24 protein-coding genes are annotated in these 19,607 nt (G+C 59.1%); 11 read left to right on the forward strand and 13 right to left on the reverse strand.

Annotated features, from left to right (window positions below):
- The first annotated feature begins 19 nt into the window (after positions 1–19).
- The 3 genes from PMI20_RS13360 to PMI20_RS13370 all read left to right on the forward strand — a co-directional run bounded on the left by PMI20_RS13360 (position 20) and on the right by PMI20_RS13370 (position 3,270).
- Complete coding sequence (locus PMI20_RS13360; RefSeq protein ID WP_007926943.1) at positions 20–1,270, forward strand: lipoprotein-releasing ABC transporter permease subunit; 1,251 nt, start codon at positions 20–22, stop codon at positions 1,268–1,270.
- 7 nt (positions 1,271–1,277) lie between these two features.
- Entirely contained in the window at positions 1,278–1,961 is a 684-nt protein-coding gene (lolD, locus tag PMI20_RS13365; protein ID WP_177323796.1) for a lipoprotein-releasing ABC transporter ATP-binding protein LolD, read from the forward strand.
- 64 nt (positions 1,962–2,025) lie between these two features.
- Entirely contained in the window at positions 2,026–3,270 is a 1,245-nt protein-coding gene (locus tag PMI20_RS13370; RefSeq protein WP_007926957.1) for a lipoprotein-releasing ABC transporter permease subunit, read from the forward strand.
- A 57-nt stretch (positions 3,271–3,327) separates the two neighbouring features.
- On the opposite strand, the gene PMI20_RS13375 is transcribed toward PMI20_RS13370, so the two are convergent.
- Both PMI20_RS13375 and PMI20_RS13380 read right to left on the reverse strand, forming a co-directional pair.
- Positions 3,328–4,689 carry a heavy metal sensor histidine kinase gene (locus PMI20_RS13375; RefSeq protein ID WP_007926959.1) on the reverse strand — a complete coding sequence of 454 codons (1,362 nt, stop codon included), beginning with the start codon at positions 4,687–4,689 and terminating at the stop codon, positions 3,328–3,330.
- Positions 4,689–5,369, reverse strand: coding sequence for a heavy metal response regulator transcription factor (locus tag PMI20_RS13380; protein WP_007926961.1), 681 nt, complete (start codon positions 5,367–5,369; stop codon positions 4,689–4,691). The genes PMI20_RS13375 and PMI20_RS13380 overlap by 1 nt, the downstream gene beginning before the upstream one ends.
- A gap of 155 nt (positions 5,370–5,524) precedes the next feature.
- Between PMI20_RS13380 and copI the strand changes: the two genes are divergently transcribed.
- Both copI and queF read left to right on the forward strand, forming a co-directional pair.
- Positions 5,525–6,079, forward strand: coding sequence for a copper-resistant cuproprotein CopI (gene copI / locus PMI20_RS13385; protein WP_007926962.1), 555 nt, complete (start codon positions 5,525–5,527; stop codon positions 6,077–6,079).
- A 68-nt stretch (positions 6,080–6,147) separates the two neighbouring features.
- Complete coding sequence (gene queF, locus PMI20_RS13390) at positions 6,148–6,978, forward strand: NADPH-dependent 7-cyano-7-deazaguanine reductase QueF (protein WP_007926963.1); 831 nt, start codon at positions 6,148–6,150, stop codon at positions 6,976–6,978.
- A 45-nt stretch (positions 6,979–7,023) separates the two neighbouring features.
- Here queF and PMI20_RS13395 read toward each other — a convergent pair whose 3' ends face one another.
- Together PMI20_RS13395 and pcrP are read right to left on the reverse strand one after the other, a co-directional pair.
- Positions 7,024–7,287, reverse strand: a complete 264-nt coding sequence (locus tag PMI20_RS13395) for a DUF4404 family protein (protein ID WP_007926964.1) — start codon at positions 7,285–7,287, stop codon at positions 7,024–7,026.
- 113 nt (positions 7,288–7,400) lie between these two features.
- The gene (gene pcrP / locus PMI20_RS13400; protein WP_007926965.1) at positions 7,401–8,018 is read right to left on the reverse strand and encodes an HAD superfamily inactivated hydrolase PcrP; all 618 of its coding nucleotides are present in this window, start codon (positions 8,016–8,018) and stop codon (positions 7,401–7,403) included.
- Positions 8,019–8,219: 201 nt separating this feature from the next.
- Between pcrP and PMI20_RS13405 the strand changes: the two genes are divergently transcribed.
- Positions 8,220–8,903, forward strand: a complete 684-nt coding sequence (locus PMI20_RS13405; protein WP_007926966.1) for an MlaA family lipoprotein — start codon at positions 8,220–8,222, stop codon at positions 8,901–8,903.
- A 57-nt stretch (positions 8,904–8,960) separates the two neighbouring features.
- Here PMI20_RS13405 and PMI20_RS13410 read toward each other — a convergent pair whose 3' ends face one another.
- A complete protein-coding gene (locus PMI20_RS13410) occupies positions 8,961–9,260 on the reverse strand; it encodes a PilZ domain-containing protein (protein WP_007926967.1) in 300 nt (99 codons plus the stop codon).
- A 277-nt stretch (positions 9,261–9,537) separates the two neighbouring features.
- On the opposite strand from PMI20_RS13410, the gene rssB reads away from it, so the two are divergent.
- Both rssB and rssC read left to right on the forward strand, forming a co-directional pair.
- Positions 9,538–10,719, forward strand: coding sequence for a two-component system response regulator RssB (rssB, locus tag PMI20_RS13415; RefSeq protein WP_007926968.1), 1,182 nt, complete (start codon positions 9,538–9,540; stop codon positions 10,717–10,719).
- The gene (gene rssC, locus PMI20_RS13420; protein ID WP_007926970.1) at positions 10,719–11,201 is read left to right on the forward strand and encodes an anti-sigma factor antagonist RssC; all 483 of its coding nucleotides are present in this window, start codon (positions 10,719–10,721) and stop codon (positions 11,199–11,201) included. The genes rssB and rssC overlap by 1 nt, the downstream gene beginning before the upstream one ends.
- Before the next feature lie 74 nt (positions 11,202–11,275).
- Here the strand turns inward: rssC and tal are convergent, their stop codons facing one another.
- Together tal and dusA are read right to left on the reverse strand one after the other, a co-directional pair.
- The gene (gene tal, locus PMI20_RS13425) at positions 11,276–12,202 is read right to left on the reverse strand and encodes a transaldolase (RefSeq protein WP_007926971.1); all 927 of its coding nucleotides are present in this window, start codon (positions 12,200–12,202) and stop codon (positions 11,276–11,278) included.
- A gap of 189 nt (positions 12,203–12,391) precedes the next feature.
- Positions 12,392–13,411 carry a tRNA dihydrouridine(20/20a) synthase DusA gene (gene dusA, locus PMI20_RS13430; RefSeq protein WP_007926973.1) on the reverse strand — a complete coding sequence of 340 codons (1,020 nt, stop codon included), beginning with the start codon at positions 13,409–13,411 and terminating at the stop codon, positions 12,392–12,394.
- Between the two features lie 102 nt (positions 13,412–13,513).
- Between dusA and PMI20_RS13435 the strand changes: the two genes are divergently transcribed.
- Positions 13,514–14,617, forward strand: a complete 1,104-nt coding sequence (locus tag PMI20_RS13435; RefSeq protein WP_007926975.1) for a site-specific integrase — start codon at positions 13,514–13,516, stop codon at positions 14,615–14,617.
- Positions 14,618–14,619: 2 nt separating this feature from the next.
- Positions 14,620–15,969 (forward strand): hypothetical protein, encoded by a 1,350-nt coding sequence (locus tag PMI20_RS13440; protein ID WP_037034900.1) that lies wholly within the window; start codon positions 14,620–14,622, stop codon positions 15,967–15,969.
- A gap of 36 nt (positions 15,970–16,005) precedes the next feature.
- Here PMI20_RS13440 and PMI20_RS13445 read toward each other — a convergent pair whose 3' ends face one another.
- From PMI20_RS13445 to PMI20_RS13470, 6 genes are all read right to left on the reverse strand, one after another.
- The gene (locus PMI20_RS13445) at positions 16,006–16,275 is read right to left on the reverse strand and encodes a pyocin activator PrtN family protein (RefSeq protein ID WP_007926978.1); all 270 of its coding nucleotides are present in this window, start codon (positions 16,273–16,275) and stop codon (positions 16,006–16,008) included.
- On the reverse strand, positions 16,275–16,703 hold the full coding sequence (locus PMI20_RS13450) for a hypothetical protein (RefSeq protein ID WP_238543433.1): 429 nt from the start codon (positions 16,701–16,703) through the stop codon (positions 16,275–16,277). The genes PMI20_RS13445 and PMI20_RS13450 overlap by 1 nt, the downstream gene beginning before the upstream one ends.
- A complete protein-coding gene (locus PMI20_RS13455; RefSeq protein WP_007926980.1) occupies positions 16,700–17,107 on the reverse strand; it encodes a hypothetical protein in 408 nt (135 codons plus the stop codon). Before PMI20_RS13455 ends, PMI20_RS13450 begins: the two co-directional genes overlap by 4 nt.
- A gap of 53 nt (positions 17,108–17,160) precedes the next feature.
- The gene (locus PMI20_RS13460; protein ID WP_007926982.1) at positions 17,161–17,478 is read right to left on the reverse strand and encodes a pyocin activator PrtN family protein; all 318 of its coding nucleotides are present in this window, start codon (positions 17,476–17,478) and stop codon (positions 17,161–17,163) included.
- A 158-nt stretch (positions 17,479–17,636) separates the two neighbouring features.
- Complete coding sequence (locus PMI20_RS13465; RefSeq protein WP_007926983.1) at positions 17,637–17,921, reverse strand: phage antirepressor KilAC domain-containing protein; 285 nt, start codon at positions 17,919–17,921, stop codon at positions 17,637–17,639.
- A gap of 9 nt (positions 17,922–17,930) precedes the next feature.
- Positions 17,931–18,521: a hypothetical protein gene (locus tag PMI20_RS13470; protein ID WP_007926984.1), complete on the reverse strand. Its 591-nt coding sequence runs from the start codon at positions 18,519–18,521 to the stop codon at positions 17,931–17,933.
- A gap of 382 nt (positions 18,522–18,903) precedes the next feature.
- Between PMI20_RS13470 and PMI20_RS13475 the strand changes: the two genes are divergently transcribed.
- On the forward strand, positions 18,904–19,605 hold the full coding sequence (locus PMI20_RS13475) for a hypothetical protein (RefSeq protein WP_007926986.1): 702 nt from the start codon (positions 18,904–18,906) through the stop codon (positions 19,603–19,605).
- Positions 19,606–19,607 lie beyond the last annotated feature (2 nt).

The following is a 19,607-nucleotide window of genomic DNA, read 5'->3' on the forward strand; positions in this document are numbered from 1 at the left end:
CCTCCGAACAAGCCCCGACATGTTCAGACCTCTCTTCGTATTTATTGGCACGCGTTATACCCGTGCAAAGCGCCGCAATCATTTCGTGTCATTCATTTCCCTGACCTCGATGATCGGACTCGCCCTTGGCGTGGTCGTGATGATCGTCGTGCTGTCGGTGATGAACGGCTTCGACCATGAGATGCGCACCCGCGTGCTGGGCATGGTGCCCCACGCGACCATCGAATCCGGTGAGCCGATCAGCGACTGGCAAGGCCTGGCCGACAAGGTCAAGCAGAACCCCAAGGTGCTGGCGGTTGCGCCGTTCACCCAGATGCAGGGGTTGCTGACCAATAACGGCCAGGTGCAGAAAGTCCTGCTCAACGCCATCGATCCGGCCAAGGAACGCCAGGTTTCGATCATCGATAACTTCATGAAGCAGGGCAAGCTGGACGACCTGGCCCCCGGCAGCTTCGGCATCGTGATCGGTGACAAGGCCGCGACCAAGCTGGGGGTTGGCCTGGGCGACAAGCTGACCTTCGTCGCGCCCGAGGTCACGGTGACCCCGGCCGGGATGTTCCCGCGCATGAAGCGTTTTACCGTGGTCGGCATCTTCCATGTCGGCGCCGGCGAGCTGGACGGCTATCTGGGCCTGACCAACCTCGACGACCTGGGCCGCCTGCACCGCTGGAAACCGGACCAGGTGCAGGGCCTGCGCCTGAAGTTCGACGACCTGTTCCAGGCGCCACGTACCGCCTGGGAAATTGCCGAGCAACTGGGCGAGAACCAGTACTACGCCCGTGACTGGACCCGTACCCACGGCAACCTGTACCAGGCCATCCGCATGGAAAAAGCCATGATCGGCCTGTTGTTACTGCTGATCGTCGCCGTGGCCGCCTTCAACATCATCTCCACCCTGGTGATGGTGGTGAACGACAAGAAGGGCGATATCGCGATCCTCCGTACCCTGGGGGCGACGCCGGCCAGCATCATGGCGACCTTCATGGTCCAGGGCACGGTGATCGGCGTGATCGGTACCTTGATCGGCGCCGTGGTCGGGATGTTCGCGGCGTTGAACGTGAGCGCGGCGATCTCCGCCCTCGAAGGCCTGATCGGGCACAAATTCCTCAATGCCGACGTGTACTTCATCGACTACCTGCCATCGCAACTGATGGCCGAGGATGTGTTGATGGTCTGCGGCGCGGCACTGGTCCTGAGTTTCCTCGCCACCCTGTATCCAGCCTGGCGTGCCGCGCGCACCCAGCCGGCGGAGGCGCTACGTTATGAGTGAGTTGGGCATGAGTGAAAAAGCAATTCTGAGCTGCCGCGACCTGGGCAAGTCCTACGAGGAAGGTCCGGAATCGGTGGTGGTGTTGTCCGGCCTGCAACTGGAGTTGCACCCGGGCGAGCGGGTGGCGATCGTCGGTACCTCAGGTTCGGGCAAAAGTACCTTGCTCAACCTGCTGGGTGGCCTCGACACGCCGACCAAGGGCAGCGTCTGGCTCGACGGCGAGGAGCTTTCGGCGCTGAGCGAGAAGGGCCGCGGCCTGCTGCGCAACCGCGCCCTCGGCTTTGTCTACCAGTTCCACCACCTGCTGCCGGAATTCACCGCCCTGGAAAACGTCTGCATGCCGCTGCTGATCGGCAAGACCACGATCCCGGAAGCTCGTCAGCGGGCCACCGCCTTGCTGGAGCGGGTAGGGCTGGCCCATCGCCTGGAGCACAAGCCGGCCGAACTGTCCGGTGGTGAGCGCCAGCGTGTGGCTATCGCCCGTGCCCTGGTCAACAAGCCAGGGCTGGTGATGCTCGACGAGCCGACCGGCAACCTCGACTCCCACACCGCGCAAGGCATCCAGGACTTGATGCTGGAACTCAGCACCTCGATGCGTACCGCGTTCCTGGTGGTGACCCACGACATGAACCTGGCTCGCCAGATGGACCGCGTCCTGCACCTGCAGGAAGGTTTCCTGACGCCCATCTGATTGGTCGCAACCCGGCGCCTGAAACAGGCGCTGGGTCTTTAATTTCCATACGGTGCCCCAGCGAATGTTCAGACCGTTATCGATCTTTATCGGCACGCGCTATACCCGCGCCAAGCGCCGCAATCGCTTTGTTTCCTTCATCTCCATGACCTCGATGATCGGCCTCGCCCTGGGCGTGCTGGCGATGATCGTGGTGTTGTCGGTGATGAACGGTTTCCAGCGCGAAATGAGCTCGCGCATCCTCGGCATGGTGCCCCACGCCACCATCGTCGGCGTCAAACCGATCGACGACTGGCAGCCGGTGGCCGCCGCAGCGATGAAAAATCCCGAGGTGACGGCCGCGGTGCCGTTCACCGAGATGGAAGGCATGCTCTCCTACAAGGGCTCGATGCAGCCGATCCAGATCAGCGGCATCGACCCGGCCCAGGAAGGCAAGGTCTCCATCGTTGCCCAGCACATCGTGCAGGGCCGTCTGGATGCCTTGAAGCCGGGCGAGTTCGGGGTGGTGATCGGTGAGATCACGGCGCGGCGCTTTCGCCTGAATGTCGGCGACAAGCTGACCCTGATCGTGCCGGAAATCAGCTCCGCGCCGGGCGGCATCACCCCGCGCATGCAGCGCTTGAACGTAGTCGGCGTGTTCAAGGTCGGGGCCGAGCTCGACGGTTCCATGGGCCTGATCCATGTGGCCGATGCCGCCGAGATGCAGCATTGGCAGCCAAACCAGGTGCAGAGCGTGCGCCTGGCGGTCAAGGACCTGTACGCCGCGCCCAAGGTTTCCAGCGACATCGCTGTCAGCCTGGGCGCTGGCTTCAAGGCCGATGACTGGACCCACACCCAGGGCAGCCTGTTCAGCGCGATGAAGATGGAAAAGACCATGATCGGCCTGTTGCTGCTGATGATCGTGGCCGTGGCCGCGTTCAACATCATCGCCACGCTGATCATGGTGGTGAACGACAAGGGTGCGGACATCGCGATCCTGCGCACTATCGGCGCCACGCCACGGCAGATCATGGCGATCTTCATGGTCCAGGGTACGGTGATCGGTATCGTCGGCACCTTGATCGGCGGCGTGCTGGGGGTAATCGCGGCGTTGAACGTCAGTGCGCTGGTGGGTTGGCTGGAGCGGGTCAGCGGCCAGCACATCTTCAGTTCCGACGTGTACTTCGTCAGCAACCTGCCTTCCGAGCTGCAGGGCGGCGACGTGGCCCTGATCTGCACCGCGGGTTTTGTCCTGAGCTTCCTGGCGACCCTGTATCCAGCCTGGCGCGCGGCGAAGGTCGAGCCGGCGACTGCATTGCGTTATTCGTAATCTCGCTATCGCGAGCAAGCTCGCTCCTATGGGGGGAGCTTGCTCGCCAACCCTGCGCTATTCCTGCCTCGGCAACTCAATCACAAAGCTCGTCCGGCCCTGCGCCGATTCGCAACGAATCTGCCCGCCATGGGCACGGATGATCGATTGGGTGATGGCCAGCCCCAAGCCTGCATGTTCACTGCTGCCTTCATGGCGCGCCGGGTCGGCGCGGTAGAAGCGGTCGAACAGCCGTGGCAAGCGTTCAGGCGCAATGCCTTCGCCGGTGTTTTCCACCCGCAGGTATGAACCCTTGGCGGTCTCGCCAAGCCGCACCCGCACTTCGCCGCCGGTCGGGGTGAAGCGTAGGGCGTTGTCCAGCAGGTTGGAAAGGGCGCGGCGCAACATGCTGCGGTCGCCCTGGATCTTCGCGCTGCCTTCGCGCCCCAGGGCGATACCGGCGTCTTCGGCCAGCGGCGTATAGAACTCCAGCAGCATGTCGGTTTCCTCACCCAGCTCCAGGGCTTCGTGTTTCGGCGTCAGCAGGCCGTGGTCGGCCTTGGCCAGGTAGAGCATGTCGTTGACCAGCTGGGCCATCCATTGCAGCTCTTCGAGGTTGCTGTGCAGGGCTTCGCGATAGTCTTCCAGCGCCCGTGGGCGGGTGAGGGTGACCTGGGTGTGGGTCAGCAGGTTCGACAGCGGGGTGCGCAGCTCATGGGCGATGTCCGCCGAGAACGCGGAGAGGCGCTGGAAGGAGTCGTCCAGGCGCCCGAGCATGGCATTGAAGGCCTGGGCCAGTTCGGCCAGTTCGCCGGGCATCTGCTGCTCCGGCAGGCGCTGGGTCAGCGAGCTGGCGGACACGCCCGCGGCGACCTCGCTCATCCGCCGCAGCGGACGCAAGCCGCTGCGCGCGGCCCAGGCCCCGAGCAGCGCGGTGGCCAGGGCCGAGAGGCCGACGGTCAGCCAGATCAGGTGCTGCATACGCTGCAGAAAGTGCTGGTGGTGGGTGATGTCGAGCATCAGGGTCAGCTCTGGCGAGCCGGCCTGGCCAGGCTCCAGGGCCGCACTGTAGACACGGTAGGCGGTGCCGTCATGTTGCAGGCTGTGCAGTCCGCTCGGCTGGGCCGAAGTGGCCGGCAGTGCCTTGGCGCTGTCGAACCAGACGGCGCTATCCGCCCCTGTGACCCGCAGCGTCAGGTCCGGTTGATGGCTGAGTTCATCCTGCAGCTGCACCTTGCGTTCGGCAAAGCGTTGCGGGGTGTCGGCGCCCTGCAGCGCACTGCGCATGGCGATCAGCTTGCCTTCCAGCAGTTGCTGGTCGAGTTCGATGAAGTGCGCCTCGCTGGCGCGGCTGAACAGCACCCCGGCGAGCAACGAAACCACCGCGGTGCAGCCGGCGAACAACAAGGCCAGGCGGCCGCTCAGGGACAAGCGGCGCATCAGGCCTGGCGCTCTTCGAGCACGTAGCCCATGCCACGCACGGTGTGGATCAGTTTGTTCGGGTAATCGTCATCGATCTTCAGGCGCAAGCGGCGGATCGCCACCTCGATGACGTTGGTGTCGCTGTCGAAGTTCATGTCCCAGACCTGGGAGGCGATCAGCGTCTTGGGCAGCACTTCACCCTGGCGCCGCAGGAGCATTTCCAGCAACGAGAATTCCTTGGCGGTGAGGTCGATGCGCTGGCCGTTGCGTTCGACCCGTCGGCGAATCAGGTCCAGGCGCAGGTCCGCCAGTTGCAGGGTGGTTTCCTGGGGCGTGGAGCTGCCGCGGCGCAGCAGGCTGCGGACCCGGGCCAGCAGTTCGGAGAAGGCGAAAGGCTTGACCAGGTAATCGTCGGCGCCCAACTCCAGGCCGTGGACCCGGTCTTCCACCGCATCGCGCGCGGTCAGGAACAGCACCGGGATCTCCAGCCCGGCGCCGCGCACGGCTTGCAGGATCTGCCAGCCATCGCGGCCCGGCAGCATCACGTCGAGAATCAACAGGGAATAGTCGCCGGTCAACGCCAGGTGTTGACCCGTGGTGCCATCGGCCACCAGCTCGGCGTTGAAGCCTGCCTCGCTCAGGCCCTGGCGCAGGTAGTGGCCGGTTTTCGGTTGGTCTTCGACGATCAGCAGTTTCATGGGCGGCTCATGGCAAATGGAACGCGGGCTTTATACCCTGGGTGACGGCCGCAGGGCACAAGCTGACAAAGTTGTAATCTAGCAGTCAGCTGGCTGGCAGCGCTGCGGCCTTAGAGTTTCACACAAGCTGAACCTCATCTTGTTGGAGTGCGATTATGTTTTTACCCAAGGGTGTTTTACCTCGTTCGTTGACGCTGGCCGCCTGTTTGCTGGCATTGGGTGCGCCGGCCTGGGCATCGCCGGCGCAGACCTACGATTTCGGTCAGGCGGCCTCGGCGGCCAAGGCCACGCGTACGGTGGAAGTGGACATGAACGACATGTCCTACACCCCCAAGAGCCTGGACATCAAGGCTGGCGAAACCGTGCGTTTTGTCTTGATCAACAAGGGCCAGTTGCTGCATGAGCTCAATATCGGTACCGCGACCATGCATGCCGAGCACCAGCAGGAAATGCTGAAGATGCAGCAGAGCGGCATGCTCACGCCCACCGCGATGAAGAACATGCCCGCTGGGGCCATGGATCACGCCGCCATGGGCCATGGCGCGATGCCCGGCATGAAGCACGACGACCCGAACAGCGTGCTGGTGGAGCCGGGCAAGACCGCTGAGCTGACCTGGACCTTCAGCAAGGCCGGCAGCCTGGAGTTCGCCTGCAATATCCCGGGGCACTATCAGGCAGGCATGGTCGGCAAGCTGACGGTCAGCCAGTAAGCGCCTGGGGCTCAAAGGCGGAGGCAAAGACTGATAGAATCGCCTGATTCTTCAGTCAGGTTTCCGCCATGCATCCCGCAGCCGAACATTCGCCGCTGGGCAAGTCCAGTGAATACGTCTCCACCTACACGCCATCCTTGCTGTTCCCAATCCCGCGGGCGGCAAAATGGGCCGAGCTGGGCCTGAGCGCCGACACCCTGCCTTATAAAGGCGTGGACTTCTGGAACTGTTTCGAGCTGTCCTGGCTGTTGCCCTCCGGCAAGCCGGTGGTGGCCATCGCCGAGTTCAGCATTCCGGCGGACTCACCGAACATCATCGAGTCGAAGTCGTTCAAGCTGTACCTCAACTCACTGAACCAGACCCCTTTCGCGGATCGCCAGAGCCTGGAGGAAACCTTGCGTGCCGACCTCTCTGCGGCGGCCGGCAAGCCGGTGGGCGTGCGCATCCGCAGCCTGGGCGAAGTGGAGGCGGAAGGTGTGGTGGCCTTGCCGGGTGCCTGCATCGACGAGCTGGATATCAGCGTCAGCAGCTATGAACACCCGCGTCCGGAGCTGCTGCAGTGCGACAGGTCGCGGATCGTCGAGGAGAGCGTGCACAGCCATCTGCTCAAATCCAATTGCCCGGTCACCAGCCAGCCGGACTGGGGCAGCGTGGTGGTGGAGTACCGTGGCCCGGCGCTGGACCACGCCAGCCTGCTGGCCTACCTGGTGAGCTTCCGCCAGCACTCGGACTTCCATGAGCAATGCGTGGAGCGGATCTTCCTCGACCTGCAGCGTTTGCTGCAGCCGGAGAAGCTGACGGTGTATGCGCGTTATGTGCGTCGTGGTGGCCTGGACATCAACCCGTACCGCAGCACCGAAACCGCGAGTTTCGCCAACTTCCGACTGGTTCGCCAGTAATGAAAAGCCCCGCTCTGGTAGCGGGGCTTTTTTGTCTGTAAGGGGTTAAATCCCCATGTTGCCGAGAGTTTGCACGATGTTGCGCAAGGTGCCGGCAATGGCGGGGTGTTCAAGCTCGAAGCGTTCGACGGCGAGGTTGACCCCGTCGGCCAGGCTGGTGTCCTGGGTGGCGTTTTCCAGTTTGAGCTCGAGCTCGATCTGTTGCATCAATTCCTGCAGATTGGCGCGTTCTGCTTCCGAAAGCGGTGGGTTCTGCTCCAATTGCTCGCGCAGGGTATTGAGCTGTTCTTGCAGTTCGCGGGCAGGCATGGCGTTCTCCCTTCATTGATAGGCACAGCCATGGACCGCGCCGATTCGCTAAAGGTCCATGTCTGAGCCTTAGCGTAATCCACTCGCGGGCAATGTGCATGATCTTGATCAAGTCAGGGTTTTTCACCTTTCTGGCGACGCTGGCCGATATCGGCCAGGCAGGTTGGCAGCTCGCCCAGATGGTCGATCACCGAGTGCACGCCGAGGCTGAATAGATGCAGGGTGGCCTTGCCGCGCTTGAGTTCGCGCTCCTGCTGGTTCAGTGCCTGCCATTGTGTCGGGCTCATGCCGCAGAGCGAACCGCAGGATGCCAGACCGATGGTCCACAGGCCGGCGTTGAGGCCCGATTGCAGCAGGCGCGGTTCGCCGCTGACCAGCACGCAGCCGTCCAGCCGGCTGACATTCAGGGTCATCAGCGCCTGCCAGCAGGCATCGGGAGCCGGCCAGCGGGAGCCGGTGTTAGGGGAGGGGGTGACCCAGTCGGGTAGTGAACTTGCCAGGTGCTGGCTGAGGGGGGCGGGTAACTCGTCGAGCCAGGCGCAGGGCACGCCCTGGTGTTGCAGGCTGTGCAGAATGTCCAGGGCGCCGTGAGTGGCGTGGGCCTGTTCCAGAGGGTGGTCGGCGCTGTGCAGGCGCATCCGCGCGCCGAAATCCACCAGGCAGCCGCTGAGGCCAAAGAGCACGGCGGTCAAGGTGGGGGCGGATACAGGCAAGGCTTCGGCGTGAGGCATCGTGACGTCCCTGAAATACCTTGCAAGAGTATCGACGACAGATGACCGTTGGGTGACATCCCTGTGAACAGGCCATGCAAACGAGGGGGAGAGGGCGAAGCACTGCACCAGTGCTGCATAAATGGATATATCCGACTTATACTAGCGCGCTTACCGCCAGGGCATAGCGCCCGCGACAGTACAATCCAAGGAGTTTCTGCTATGCGCTGGAGCAATCGTCTCGCTCAGCTTATGTGTGCCGGCATGCTGCTGGTACCGGTTTTGGCCCACGCTGCGGAAGACGATCCGTGGGAAAGCATCAACCGCCCGATCTTCACGTTCAACGACACCATCGACACCTATGCGCTGAAACCTCTGGCGCAAGGTTATCAGGCAGTAACGCCGCAATTTCTCGAAGACGGCATTCACAACTTCTTCCGTAATATCGGTGATGTCGGCAACCTGGCCAACGATATCCTGCAAGCCAAGCCCCATGCCGCTGCCGTCGACACCGCGCGGCTGTTGATGAACACCACCATCGGTGTGGCGGGTTTCTTCGATGTGGGCACCAAGATGGGCTTGCAACGTAACGATGAAGACTTCGGCCAGACCCTGGGTTACTGGGGCGTCGGCAGTGGTCCTTACGTGATGCTGCCGTTCTTCGGTCCGAGCACCCTGCGCGATGCGCCGGCCAAGTATGTGGACAGCTTCACCGACGGTTACCGTTATGTGAACGACGTGCCGGTGCGTAACAGCGTGTTTGCCCTGGAGGTCGTCGACACCCGCGCGAGCCTGCTGTCGAGCGAGAAGCTGATCAGTGGCGACAAGTACACCTTCATTCGCAATGCGTACCTGCAGAACCGCGAATTCAAGGTCAAGGACGGCAAGGTCGAAGACGATTTTTAAGCGACCTGTCCATGAAAAAGGCGGCCCTTGGGGCCGCCTTTTTTGTTGATCTTAGAATCAGCTCATCTTCAGGATTGTAAGGCCAAGTTTCTGGCCGTTGCCTTCCAGCTCGGTGACCCAGACCACTTCGGTGTCCGCTTCCAGTCCCCTGAGGGCGGCGTGCTCGGAATCGATACGCACGCTGAGCAGGTCGCCGACCTTGAATGAGCGCGGAGCCTGAACCTGCATGCCACTGCTGGAAAGGTCGATGCAGACGGCCGCAATCACCTGGCCCTGGTGGATTAGCGTGACCTCTGCATCCACCCGCATGCGGATGTAATCGCGCTTTTCACTGTAGTCACGATCGTTTGGGCTCATAGGCTCCAACCTGCGTTTAAGTTGCGGATTTGCCTGTTCTTATAACTCCCGGTGATTTGAGGTGTAAAGACGTCCGGCGACCATCGGCATGAGCTTGAAACGCCCCGCGGATGGGAGTACCGTCTGCGCCTTAGAAGGGCACCTCTGATGGTCGAGCGTGCAGGGCTACGGGCCCTGACTCCATTTCCAGAGTGGCTAGAAAGCGAATCCAGTAGTGTGTGTCCAGGCCTCGTGCCCAGCCACCTACGCCAACCTAATTCTGGCGCCGTTTGCCCACATGCCAAAAACCAGTGCCACGCTGCTGATAATCGATGACGACGAAGTAGTGCGCGCGAGCCTCGCGGCCTATTTGGAAGACAGTGGCTTCAGCGTCCTGCAGGCCAGTAACGGTCAGCAGGGACTTCAGGTGTTCGAGCAGGAAAAGCCCGACTTGGTGATCTGCGATCTGCGCATGCCGCAGATGGGCGGCCTCGAACTTATCCGTCAGGTAACCGACATCGAACCGCAAACCCCGGTCATCGTGGTTTCCGGTGCCGGTGTGATGAACGATGCCGTCGAGGCCTTGCGCCTGGGCGCGGCGGACTACCTGATCAAGCCGCTGGAAGACCTCGCGGTGCTGGAGCACTCGGTGCGCCGGGCCCTGGATCGCGCGCGCCTGTTGCTGGAAAACCAGCGCTACCGGGAGAAGCTGGAAGCCGCCAACCGCGAGCTCGAAGCCAGCCTGAGCCTGCTGCAGGAAGATCAGAACGCCGGGCGCCAGGTGCAGATGAACATGCTGCCGGTGAGCCCATGGACCATTGATGAGTTCAAGTTCGCGCACCAGATCATTCCGTCGTTGTACCTGTCCGGCGATTTCGTCGACTACTTTCGTGTCGACGAGCGCCGCGTAGCCTTTTACCTGGCGGATGTTTCCGGGCATGGCGCTTCTTCGGCCTTTGTCACGGTGCTGCTCAAGTTCATGACCACGCGCTTGCTGTTCGAGTCCAAGCGCAACGGCACTTTGCCGGAATTCAAGCCGTCGGAAGTCCTGGGCCATATCAACCGTGGCCTGATCAGCTGTAAGCTGGGCAAACACGTGACAATGGTCGGTGGCGTCATCGACGAGGAGACGGGCTTGTTGACCTATAGCATTGGCGGACACCTGCCATTGCCTGTGTTGTACACGCCAGACAGTGTGCGTTACCTGGAAGGGCGGGGTCTGCCGGTAGGCTTGTTCAATGAAGCCACCTATGAAGACCACATTCTGGAACTGCCTCCGAGCTTCAGCTTGACGCTGATGTCTGATGGCATTCTGGACCTTTTGCCGGAACCCACACTCAAAGAGAAAGAGGCCGCCTTACCTGAACGGGTGAGAACGGCAGGCGGCAGCCTGGATGGTCTGCGGCAGGTTTTTGGATTGGCCACGCTAGGGGAGATGCCGGATGATATCGCCCTGTTGGTGTTGAGCAGGAATCTTTAATGAGTACCGGTAGAATCCAGTTCGCCGAGCAGGACGGCACCTTTGTCCTGAAGTTTATCGGTGAAGTGCGCCTGACCCTGTGTTCGGCGCTGGATGCGACTATTGAGCGAATCTTCACGGCGCTGAACTTCTCGGCGATCGTGATCGACCTGACCGAAACCCGCAGCATCGACAGCACCACCCTGGGCCTGCTGGCCAAACTGTCGATCCTGTCGCGGCAGAAGGTCGGCCTGTTGCCGACCGTCGTCACCACCCACGAAGACATCACTCGACTGCTGCAGTCCATGGGCTTCGATCAGGTGTTCAACATCGTTGACCGTCCGATCCCATGCCCGGAATGCCTGACCGACCTGCCGTCCCAGGACCAGTCGGAAGAGGTGGTGCGGCTCAAGGTGCTGGAGGCGCACAAGATCCTCATGGGCTTGAACGACTCCAACCGCGAGGCTTTCCACGATCTGGTGAATGCCCTGGAACGCAACTGATCCCATAAAGCGGCAGCACATAAAAAAGGGCGAGCCCGTGAGGGGCCGCCCTTTTTGCGTTGACGCTCGCTCGATCAGAGCTTGGCGGCCAGCAGTGCCTCGAGTTTTTCCTGGTCGCGGGCGAACTGACGGATACCTTCGGCCAGTTTTTCGGTGGCCATGGCGTCTTCGTTGGAGGCCCAGCGGAACTGCGCTTCGTTCAGGCTCTGGCGAGCTTCGCCAGCGTGGCCGGGCGCCAGTTTGCGCTCCAGCTTGCCGGTGTCGGCGGCCAGTTTCTCGATCAGGTCCGGGCTGATGGTCAGACGGTCGCAGCCGGCCAGTTGCTCGATCTGGTTCAGGTTGCGGAAGCTGGCACCCATAACCACGGTCTTGTAGTCATTGGCCTTGTAGTAGTTGTAGATGCGGGTCACCGACTGCACGCCCGGATCGTCGGCGCCGGTGTAGTCGTTGCCGCTGGCCTTCTTGTACCAGTCGTAGATGCGCCCCACGAACGGCGAGATCAGGAACACCCCGGCCTCGGCGCAGGCGATCGCCTGGGCGAAGGAAAACAGCAGGGTGAGGTTGGTCTGGATGCCTTCGCGTTCCAGCTGCTCGGCGGCGCGGATGCCTTCCCAGGTGGAGGCGATCTTGATCAGTACGCGCTCGCGGCCGATGCCGGCCTTGTCGTACAGCTCGATCAGGCGATGGGCGCGCTTGAGCATGGCATCGGTGTCGAACGACAGGCGGGCATCCACTTCGGTGGAAATGCGGCCGGGGATCACTTTCAGGATTTCTTTGCCCACGGCGACGCCAAAACGGTCGCTGGCCAGGCCGACATCGCCCTTGACGTCACTGACGCAGGCGTTCAGCAGCTCGGCGTAACCCGGAATGGCCGCGGCCTTGAGCAACAGGGAAGGATTGGTGGTGGCGTCTACCGGTTTGACCCGGGCGATAGCGTCGAAGTCGCCGGTGTCGGCAACCACGGTGGTGAACTGCTTGAGTTGTTCCAGCTTGGAAGTCATGAGAGTGCTCTGTCCTGTGGGTCTGTTGACATTACCCGAGCGCTGACAGCCGCTCAAGGGCGCGAATGCGTAACCGGATGCCTAAACGAGCCCCAAGGGCAACAACCTGAAAAACAGGTGTTTGAATGCTGGGGCGCTATCCGTTTACTACGATGCCAAAACACCCATCAGGTTCAACCCGAGTGATCGTTAGCGACCTTCGAGCAACTGCCCGGCCTGATCCAGCAGCGCCAGCGGATCCTTGGCCTTGTGAATGTCCACCGAGAGCAACTGGCGGAACTTGCGCGCCCCCGGAAAACCGGTGCCCAGCCCCAATACATGGCGAGTGATGTGGTGCATGGCGCCGCCCGTGGCCAGGTGCCTGGCGATATAAGGCCGCAACTGCGCCAACGCTTCGGCCCGGGAAATCACCGGTGCGGTGCTGCCGAACAGCTGCTGATCCACCTCGGCCAGCAAGTAGGGGTTGTGATAGGCCTCGCGGCCCAGCATCACCCCGTCGAAAGTCTGTAGATGCTCATGGCAGGCCTCCAGGGTCTTGATGCCGCCGTTGAGGATGATTTCCAGCTCGGGGAAATCCGCTTTCAAGCGTGCTGCCACGTCATAACGCAGGGGAGGAATATCGCGGTTTTCCTTCGGCGACAGCCCCTCAAGAATCGCGATCCGCGCATGCACGGTAAAGCTGGTGCACCCAGCTTCGCGCACCTGGCCGACGAAATCGCACAGTTCTTCATAACTGTCGCGGCCATTGATGCCGATCCGGTGCTTGACCGTCACCGGAATGCTCACCACATCGCGCATCGCCTTCACGCAATCGGCCACCAGGCCCGGATGCCCCATCAGGCACGCGCCGATCATATTGTTCTGCACCCGATCGCTCGGACAGCCGACGTTGAGGTTCACCTCATCGTAACCATGCTCCTGAGCCATCCGCGCGCAAGCCGCCAGATCCGCCGGCGTACTGCCACCCAACTGCAACGCCAGGGGATGCTCGGACTCGTCGTGACGCAGAAAACGCTCATGATCGCCATTGAGCAACGCACCGGTGGTGACCATCTCGGTGTAGAGCAGGGCGTGCTTGGACAGCAGGCGCAGGAAGAAGCGGCAGTGCCTATCAGTCCAGTCCATCATCGGCGCTACACTGAAGCGGCGAGACAGCTCGGAACGGGTAGGGCTAGTGTTTACGGGCGCTTCAGGTTTTTCAAAATTCATTGATACTGATCTTTTATACAGCGGTTTTTACCCATTTTTCCTTGTTTTCCGAAGTCGGTTGCTACAATGTAGCAAGCGTATTCAGCAATGTAGCAACTGGAAATGGGCACGATCACATCACGCAAGCGCAAGGACAATTCGACGGCCTACACGGCGCAGATACGGATCAATCGAGACGGGCGCACAGTTTATCAGGAAAGCCAAACCTTCGACCGCAAGCAGGTCGCCCAGGCCTGGATCAAGCGCCGGGAGACGGAGCTGGCGGAGCCCGGCGCCATTGAGCGCGCCAACCGCAAGGGCGTGACGGTCAGGAAGATGATTGAGCAGTACCTGGACGAGTACGAGAAGATCCGGCCCCTGGGTAAAACCAAGAGAGCCACGCTGAATGCGATCAAAGACACCTGGCTGGGTGATCTAGACGACTCGGCGATCTCCAGTCAGAAACTGGTGGAGTTCGCTCAGTGGCGGATGAGCCAGGAAGGCGGTGGCGTGCAGGCGCAGACGGTTGGTAACGATCTGTCGCACCTGGGCGCGGTGCTGTCCGTCGCGCGGCCGGCGTGGGGCTATGAGGTGGATCCGCTGGCTATGCCTGACGCCCGTAAGGTGCTGCGCAAGCTCGGCATGGTCAGCAAGAGCAAGGAGCGCAACCGCCGGCCGACGCTGGAGGAGCTGGACAAGCTCATGGTGCATTTCTTCGAGATGCAAGCACGCCGCCAAGCTCAGATCGACATGCCGAAGATGATTGCCTTCGCGATCTTTTCGACGCGCCGGCAGGAAGAGATTACGCGGATCCGCTGGGACGATCTCGATGAGTCTCGGCAGGCCGTCCTGGTGCGAGATATGAAGAACCCTGGGCAGAAGATTGGTAATGACGTGTGGTGTCATCTACCTGATGAGGCCTGGGCGATCCTGCACAGCATGCCCAAGGTCGAACGAGAGATCTTCCCCTATAACGCCAAGTCGGTTTCGGCGTCATTCACGCGGGCGTGTCCGATGGTAGGGATTGAGGATCTGCACTTCCATGATCTGCGACATGAAGGGGTAAGCCGGCTCTTCGAAATGGACTGGGACATTCCGAGGGTATCGAGTGTTTCGGGGCACAGGGATTGGAATTCGTTGAGGCGCTACACTCATCTGCGAGGTCATGGTGATAAATACGAATCCTGGTGTTGGTTTCAACATCTCGAGGTGGACTTACGAAAGTAAATTTGAAACAGATAGTGGGGTGGAGGGTGGAGTTAAATAGCAGGGAAATAGCCACGCTGATTTGGGTCGTAGGTTTCTTTTTGTTCTGTGGTTACAAATACAAGGAGGTACGTCGTTCGTATCTGTCTCTTGCAAAAGCAATAATACAGCGCCAAATAATTGTATTTCTAATTCTTTCGGCCTTTTGGATATCGTTGTGCGTATTTGTTCTTTATAAGGCAGAGTTGTGGGGGTATGAAAACCTTAAAACAGTTTTGGTATGGGGTGTAGTGTTTAGTTTTGTATCGATGTCTGAGTTAACTAAGATTAGTGACGACAAATCTTTTTTTGGCAGGGTGTCAGGTGACTCTATCAAGGTTACGGCAATCGTTGTTTTTATTTCTGGTTTGTATACGTTTGATTTTTGGGTAGAAATTTTGTTGGTGCCTTTGTTGGCTTTGGTGAGTATACTGAATGCAGTGTCAGTGTTGGACAAGAAGAATGAGCCTGCGCGCAAGTTTTTGTATGGTGTGCTTGTGATTGCGGGGTTGGTGTTGTTGGGGTATTCGGGTTACAAGATTTTTAATGACTTTTGGTCTTTCGCAACTTCCAAGAACTTCAAGGACTTTATAGGTCCAGTTGTTCTTACTCTGCTATTTCTTCCCTTTGTGTATGTTTACAGCGTCTACGTCGCATATCAAACGGTCTTTGCTCGCCTAAGGCTTTCCGGTGAACAAATAGCGCGGTATGCCAAATGGCAAATGATTCTTCGTTTCAGAACGAATACTAGCCTCGTGCGAACATGGGCTAATGAGCTGCAACGATGCCCACTCGCGACGCACGCGGAGATAAAAGCTTCGATCATTTCTCTTAAGTTTCGTCATAAACGGGAGTTAAATCCGTTGCCAGTCTCAAGTCAGGATGGTTGGCCTGTGAATGAAGCGCGCAGGTATTTGCATGGTTTTGGTTTTGTCGTAGGTCAGTACAAACCACTGAATGGCGTTGAAGAATGGTTTGCCAGCTCAAAAATGGTTGAGGTTGGCGAGTCTTTATGGTCTTCGAACCTAGCCTATTATCTTGAGGGCGATGAAGGTGTGGTTCGTACATTGAAGTTCAAATTAAATGTCAATGATCCAATAGACATCGATATAGCTGAAAGCTCGTTTTTAGAGGCTTCTGAAAGTCTCTTGAGAATCGTATTTTCCGATGTTTCGGAGGAAATGTTGGGGCTTTTAAGGAAGGGTGATGTTGATTCTGTAATCATGGGGCGAAGAATAAAAGTCTTTAAAGAACTCTATTCAGTTGGAGGGAGAAAGGGCGGATACTCACGGATTTTGACTATCGTGCATAATGAATTTTATGAGGTTTTTTAAAGTCGGGCCGGGATGGTTACCCGCCGGCCCGTGTGATTACGCAGCTCTACCCATAAGTTTGTCCTGTTCTAGAGCAGCTTTTTCACGCTGCTTATCTATGTAGTAGGCAAGATCTTTTAGATGAATTCCCAGCGCTGCCTTTTGGCTGTTGGCACCGAGCCGTACAATTGGTATGTCGATTTCTCCTGATAGACACTTAAGTTTGAACTTCTCCACGGTTAAGTGCATGTAGTCTTCGCAAACGCGGCTTAGAGGAATTACAGCTTTGCCATCGTACTGGGCCATAAGTAAAAACAGCGTATTCATTATGGCACCTCTCGTTGAATCGTATTTAAGGGGACTGCTTTGACGGTTGGCAGCTCCGGAGTTTCTTGACTGCACAGAAGAGGCTTATACCCCACGACAGGCTGCGCGGGCGGGCGATTCTGAGCGATCAGCGTTGCATTGGGTGCGGCTGCCTCGCGCAGCTTTTCGTGGGGTATACGTGCCTCAGTAGTGGCGCTGATAGGGTCAATAATGCCTGCTGCTGCGCAGCAGAGACTCTTTGTTTTCTGCGCGTCGATGCATAACTCTTCGCGGAGCAAAGCGGGGCGGGCGGCGTCGCAATCCTGAGCGCGCGCGTGCCCGCTTTCCTCCGAGGTCGAGAGCTGCGTCGATCCCTGTCCGATGGCGCAGGCGTGTCCGGCGCATGGCGCAGAATCGAAGAGCAAGCCGGGGCGGTGGGCCTGATTCATGCTGCGGCCTCCTGTTCGGTGGGCTTCAAGAGGTCGGCGAGGGCGAGGGCTTCGTTACGCAGGCGGTGTGCGTCGCGCTCGAGCTTCTTGCCCGTCTTGAAGGCGCTCCAGGTCTCGGCGGCAATGCGCAGGCTTTCAGCGATCTGCAACAGAGTGCGGCGGTGCTGCTCCTGCAGTGCGCTCGCATCCTTCAGCCGCTTAGCGTGCGCGGCCAGGTGCCTATGGTCGTTACGCAGGAACTGCAGGGAGGCTTCCAGTCGCTGGATGGTCGCCTTGTGCTCGAGGTCGCTGGCAACGCGACCTCGGATGCGGCCCTCTTGGCGGCCAAACCAGTAGGCATAGGCGAACAGCCCGATAACGAACGCGCAGATGGTGGCGAGGGCGATGACCTGTTGGGTAGTCATTGGTCTTACTCCTTATGGTGTGCGGGCCGGTGGTGGCGGCCGTGCATTGGGGATTACTCGTTTGCTTCGGCTTGTGGGCGGGGCATGTCTTCATCCGCCTTGTAGGCGCGGATATCGATCAGCGCTGCGACATGTCGGATGTGCGCGTATTTCGGTGCCTTGCGGCTGTTGTCCAGGGTGGTGACGGGGAGCTCGATCCGGCCGCTGGTGATTTCTGCCGCAAATGACTCCTTGTTGAGGTTGCGGAAATATTGCTCGCGCAGCCTTTCAAGGGGTATCAATACGTCACCGAAGGTTCGATAGAGCAGTTCGACGGTGGATGAATCCGGTGCGGGGTGCAGCCGCAGCGGTGCTTGGCTGTTATTGCTCATGGCTCTGTTGGGCCTCCTTGCGTTTGTGGCGTGCTGGGTGGTTCCAGGCGTTCAGGCAGTGGCGTTTGGTCAACTCCCGCAGATGATCTGGTACTTCGAGGAGCGCGGCATTGCGCTCCTCTTTGGTACGCAGAGCTAAGATCTGGCGGGCGTACTCCCTAGGCCACGTCACGGTTGTCAGCCGGGATGGCTGGCAGCTCGAGGCCCAGCTGTTCGGTGAGCCAGGGTAGGCCGGCTTGCTTCACTCGGGTGGACTGGCTGTACTGCATCCCGAAATCCGGGTGCCACCATTGGCCGTTCTTGATGCTCAAGTACTCGCGGTCGCGGGTGGGGTAGGTCGGCAGCTTTTTGTTGTTGATCAGACCTTTCTCGCGCATGAGCTTGATCAGCGTTGGGCGGGTGATGCCGAAGTACTTGGCGGTCTTTGCGAGGTCGCGTTCCATAGTTGCCCCCTATGCCGCGTGTGCTGCAGGAGTTGCGACTGCAGCCAGGTGGTTGATGGACTCGACGATCTTTTCGTACATCTCGGTGTCGCTACCGCACACGGTGAAGCACTTGGTGCGGGGCTTCTTCACACCAATGCTCATGATGGTCGTCACGGCTTTGCGCGTGATGTTGCGATGAAGGGCAACCTGAATGGGGAGGTCGAACCCCATATCCAGGCTGATGGTGCCGCCAGTACGCACTAGCTCGAACACTTGCTGCCGTTGTTCGGTTTCAAAGGTGCCGAAGCGGCGGCCTGCATGAGGAAGTGTCAGCAGATCGGCCGAGTTGCTAGGGTCGAAGGGGCCGTTAACGATCTCTTCGATGAAGTCGGCCAGCTTGAGGTGCATCTTCTTTTCGTTGGGCAGGGTGAGCGTGTGGCGTTCACTTCCCAGCTCGACGGTGAAGAGCGTGTCGGATTTGCTGCGTTCAACCTTTAGGCGGAACGACAGCACATCACGCCGCGGGGTGGACCGGAGTGTATGAGTAAAGGTTTCGGTCAAGTTGACCTGGGCCTGGAGGAGAGTCAGGGTTCGATTGTCGAGTTTGTACTTCCTCATGCCGCATGCCCTCCGCCGTTCGGGCCGAAGGGGACGGGGGTGTCATGGGGCTTCTGCTTAGGTTTGCTGGCGACGAACTCACACCCGGCCTCCCGGGCCAGACGGCGGATTTCAAAGGTACGGGATGGATCAGCAGCGGCCGGGTGGACGTGCAAGGTTGCTGTGGTGTGCATGGTATTGCCTCGCTCTGTGGTGGAAGAGTGAGGTGAATATCAACCAGTGGTAGAATATTGTCAATTGCATGTTGGTTGATTTCTGACTTTGATAGCGACAACGGGATTGCCGTCAATCTGCCATCTGCTGGCAAAGTGGCACCGGCATCACGTATAAATAACAAAAGCTCAAATGAATAATCGCGCAGGAGACGCGGAGTGATGATGGAATGAAAGCGGAATCTCGATTCGACAGTAAAAAAGCGTTCGTCTTAACTAAGCATGACGTTAAAAAAATATGGGATCTTTTAGAAGGTGCAGGCCTCGAAGTTGAAGCAACGCTAGAGTGTGCAGATGGTATTTCGCGTAAAACAAAGTCAATAACTGAGGTTTTGGAGTATGACAACGTACAGCGTGCAGAAATTAAGGCTTTGAGGTTAAGTGGCTACTCGTCTGAAATTAGCGCGTTCTCAACGATCACACTAGGATGCGTACATAGCACAAGTGTTACATGCTCTCTGAATGGGCATGTGGACAAAGTTGCTGAAATGCGAATCAAACTAATGGATATAGTTGATGGCATGAAACCATGGTACGACCTATGCGCGAGGATTGATTTCGGACTTTTGCTTATGGGCTTCTTTATGTTTTGGGGAATGTTTTTTTCTTTCCTGGGATATGGAAAACCGAAGGCTGAAGTTGCTCCTATCCAAGCATTCTATTCGACGGCTATAGCACTCGGTATGCTGGTCGCTTTAGGTGTGGTCGGATGGGGTATGACGCGTCTAAGGCGCAAGTATTTTCCGATTGCTGTTTTTGAAATAGGGCACGGGTTGAAACGACATGACTTCGCCGAAAAAGTGAGATGGGGCGTCGTCGTGGCGTTTGTTGTGGGGCTGGCAGGTGCGTTTGCTTTCAAGCCTTTCGCTTGATT

The sequence above is a fragment of the Pseudomonas sp. GM17 genome, from assembly GCF_000282175.2.
Taxonomy (GTDB): Bacteria; Pseudomonadota; Gammaproteobacteria; order Pseudomonadales; family Pseudomonadaceae; genus Aquipseudomonas; species Aquipseudomonas chlororaphis.

Coding starts and splice junctions, on each gene's coding strand:
- PMI20_RS13360 (WP_007926943.1), top strand. CDS start 20: ATGTTCAGACCTCTCTTCGTATTTATTGGCACGCGTTATACCCGTGCA.
- lolD (WP_177323796.1), top strand. CDS start 1,278: ATGAGTGAAAAAGCAATTCTGAGCTGCCGCGACCTGGGCAAGTCCTAC.
- PMI20_RS13370 (WP_007926957.1), top strand. CDS start 2,026: ATGTTCAGACCGTTATCGATCTTTATCGGCACGCGCTATACCCGCGCC.
- PMI20_RS13375 (WP_007926959.1), bottom strand. CDS start 4,689: ATGCGCCGCTTGTCCCTGAGCGGCCGCCTGGCCTTGTTGTTCGCCGGC.
- PMI20_RS13380 (WP_007926961.1), bottom strand. CDS start 5,369: ATGAAACTGCTGATCGTCGAAGACCAACCGAAAACCGGCCACTACCTG.
- copI (WP_007926962.1), top strand. CDS start 5,525: ATGTTTTTACCCAAGGGTGTTTTACCTCGTTCGTTGACGCTGGCCGCC.
- queF (WP_007926963.1), top strand. CDS start 6,148: ATGCATCCCGCAGCCGAACATTCGCCGCTGGGCAAGTCCAGTGAATAC.
- PMI20_RS13395 (WP_007926964.1), bottom strand. CDS start 7,287: ATGCCTGCCCGCGAACTGCAAGAACAGCTCAATACCCTGCGCGAGCAA.
- pcrP (WP_007926965.1), bottom strand. CDS start 8,018: ATGCCTCACGCCGAAGCCTTGCCTGTATCCGCCCCCACCTTGACCGCC.
- PMI20_RS13405 (WP_007926966.1), top strand. CDS start 8,220: ATGCGCTGGAGCAATCGTCTCGCTCAGCTTATGTGTGCCGGCATGCTG.
- PMI20_RS13410 (WP_007926967.1), bottom strand. CDS start 9,260: ATGAGCCCAAACGATCGTGACTACAGTGAAAAGCGCGATTACATCCGC.
- rssB (WP_007926968.1), top strand. CDS start 9,538: ATGCCAAAAACCAGTGCCACGCTGCTGATAATCGATGACGACGAAGTA.
- rssC (WP_007926970.1), top strand. CDS start 10,719: ATGAGTACCGGTAGAATCCAGTTCGCCGAGCAGGACGGCACCTTTGTC.
- tal (WP_007926971.1), bottom strand. CDS start 12,202: ATGACTTCCAAGCTGGAACAACTCAAGCAGTTCACCACCGTGGTTGCC.
- dusA (WP_007926973.1), bottom strand. CDS start 13,411: ATGAATTTTGAAAAACCTGAAGCGCCCGTAAACACTAGCCCTACCCGT.
- PMI20_RS13435 (WP_007926975.1), top strand. CDS start 13,514: ATGGGCACGATCACATCACGCAAGCGCAAGGACAATTCGACGGCCTAC.
- PMI20_RS13445 (WP_007926978.1), bottom strand. CDS start 16,275: ATGAATACGCTGTTTTTACTTATGGCCCAGTACGATGGCAAAGCTGTA.
- PMI20_RS13450 (WP_238543433.1), bottom strand. CDS start 16,703: ATGAATCAGGCCCACCGCCCCGGCTTGCTCTTCGATTCTGCGCCATGC.
- PMI20_RS13455 (WP_007926980.1), bottom strand. CDS start 17,107: ATGACTACCCAACAGGTCATCGCCCTCGCCACCATCTGCGCGTTCGTT.
- PMI20_RS13460 (WP_007926982.1), bottom strand. CDS start 17,478: ATGAGCAATAACAGCCAAGCACCGCTGCGGCTGCACCCCGCACCGGAT.
- PMI20_RS13465 (WP_007926983.1), bottom strand. CDS start 17,921: ATGGAACGCGACCTCGCAAAGACCGCCAAGTACTTCGGCATCACCCGC.
- PMI20_RS13470 (WP_007926984.1), bottom strand. CDS start 18,521: ATGAGGAAGTACAAACTCGACAATCGAACCCTGACTCTCCTCCAGGCC.
- PMI20_RS13475 (WP_007926986.1), top strand. CDS start 18,904: ATGAAAGCGGAATCTCGATTCGACAGTAAAAAAGCGTTCGTCTTAACT.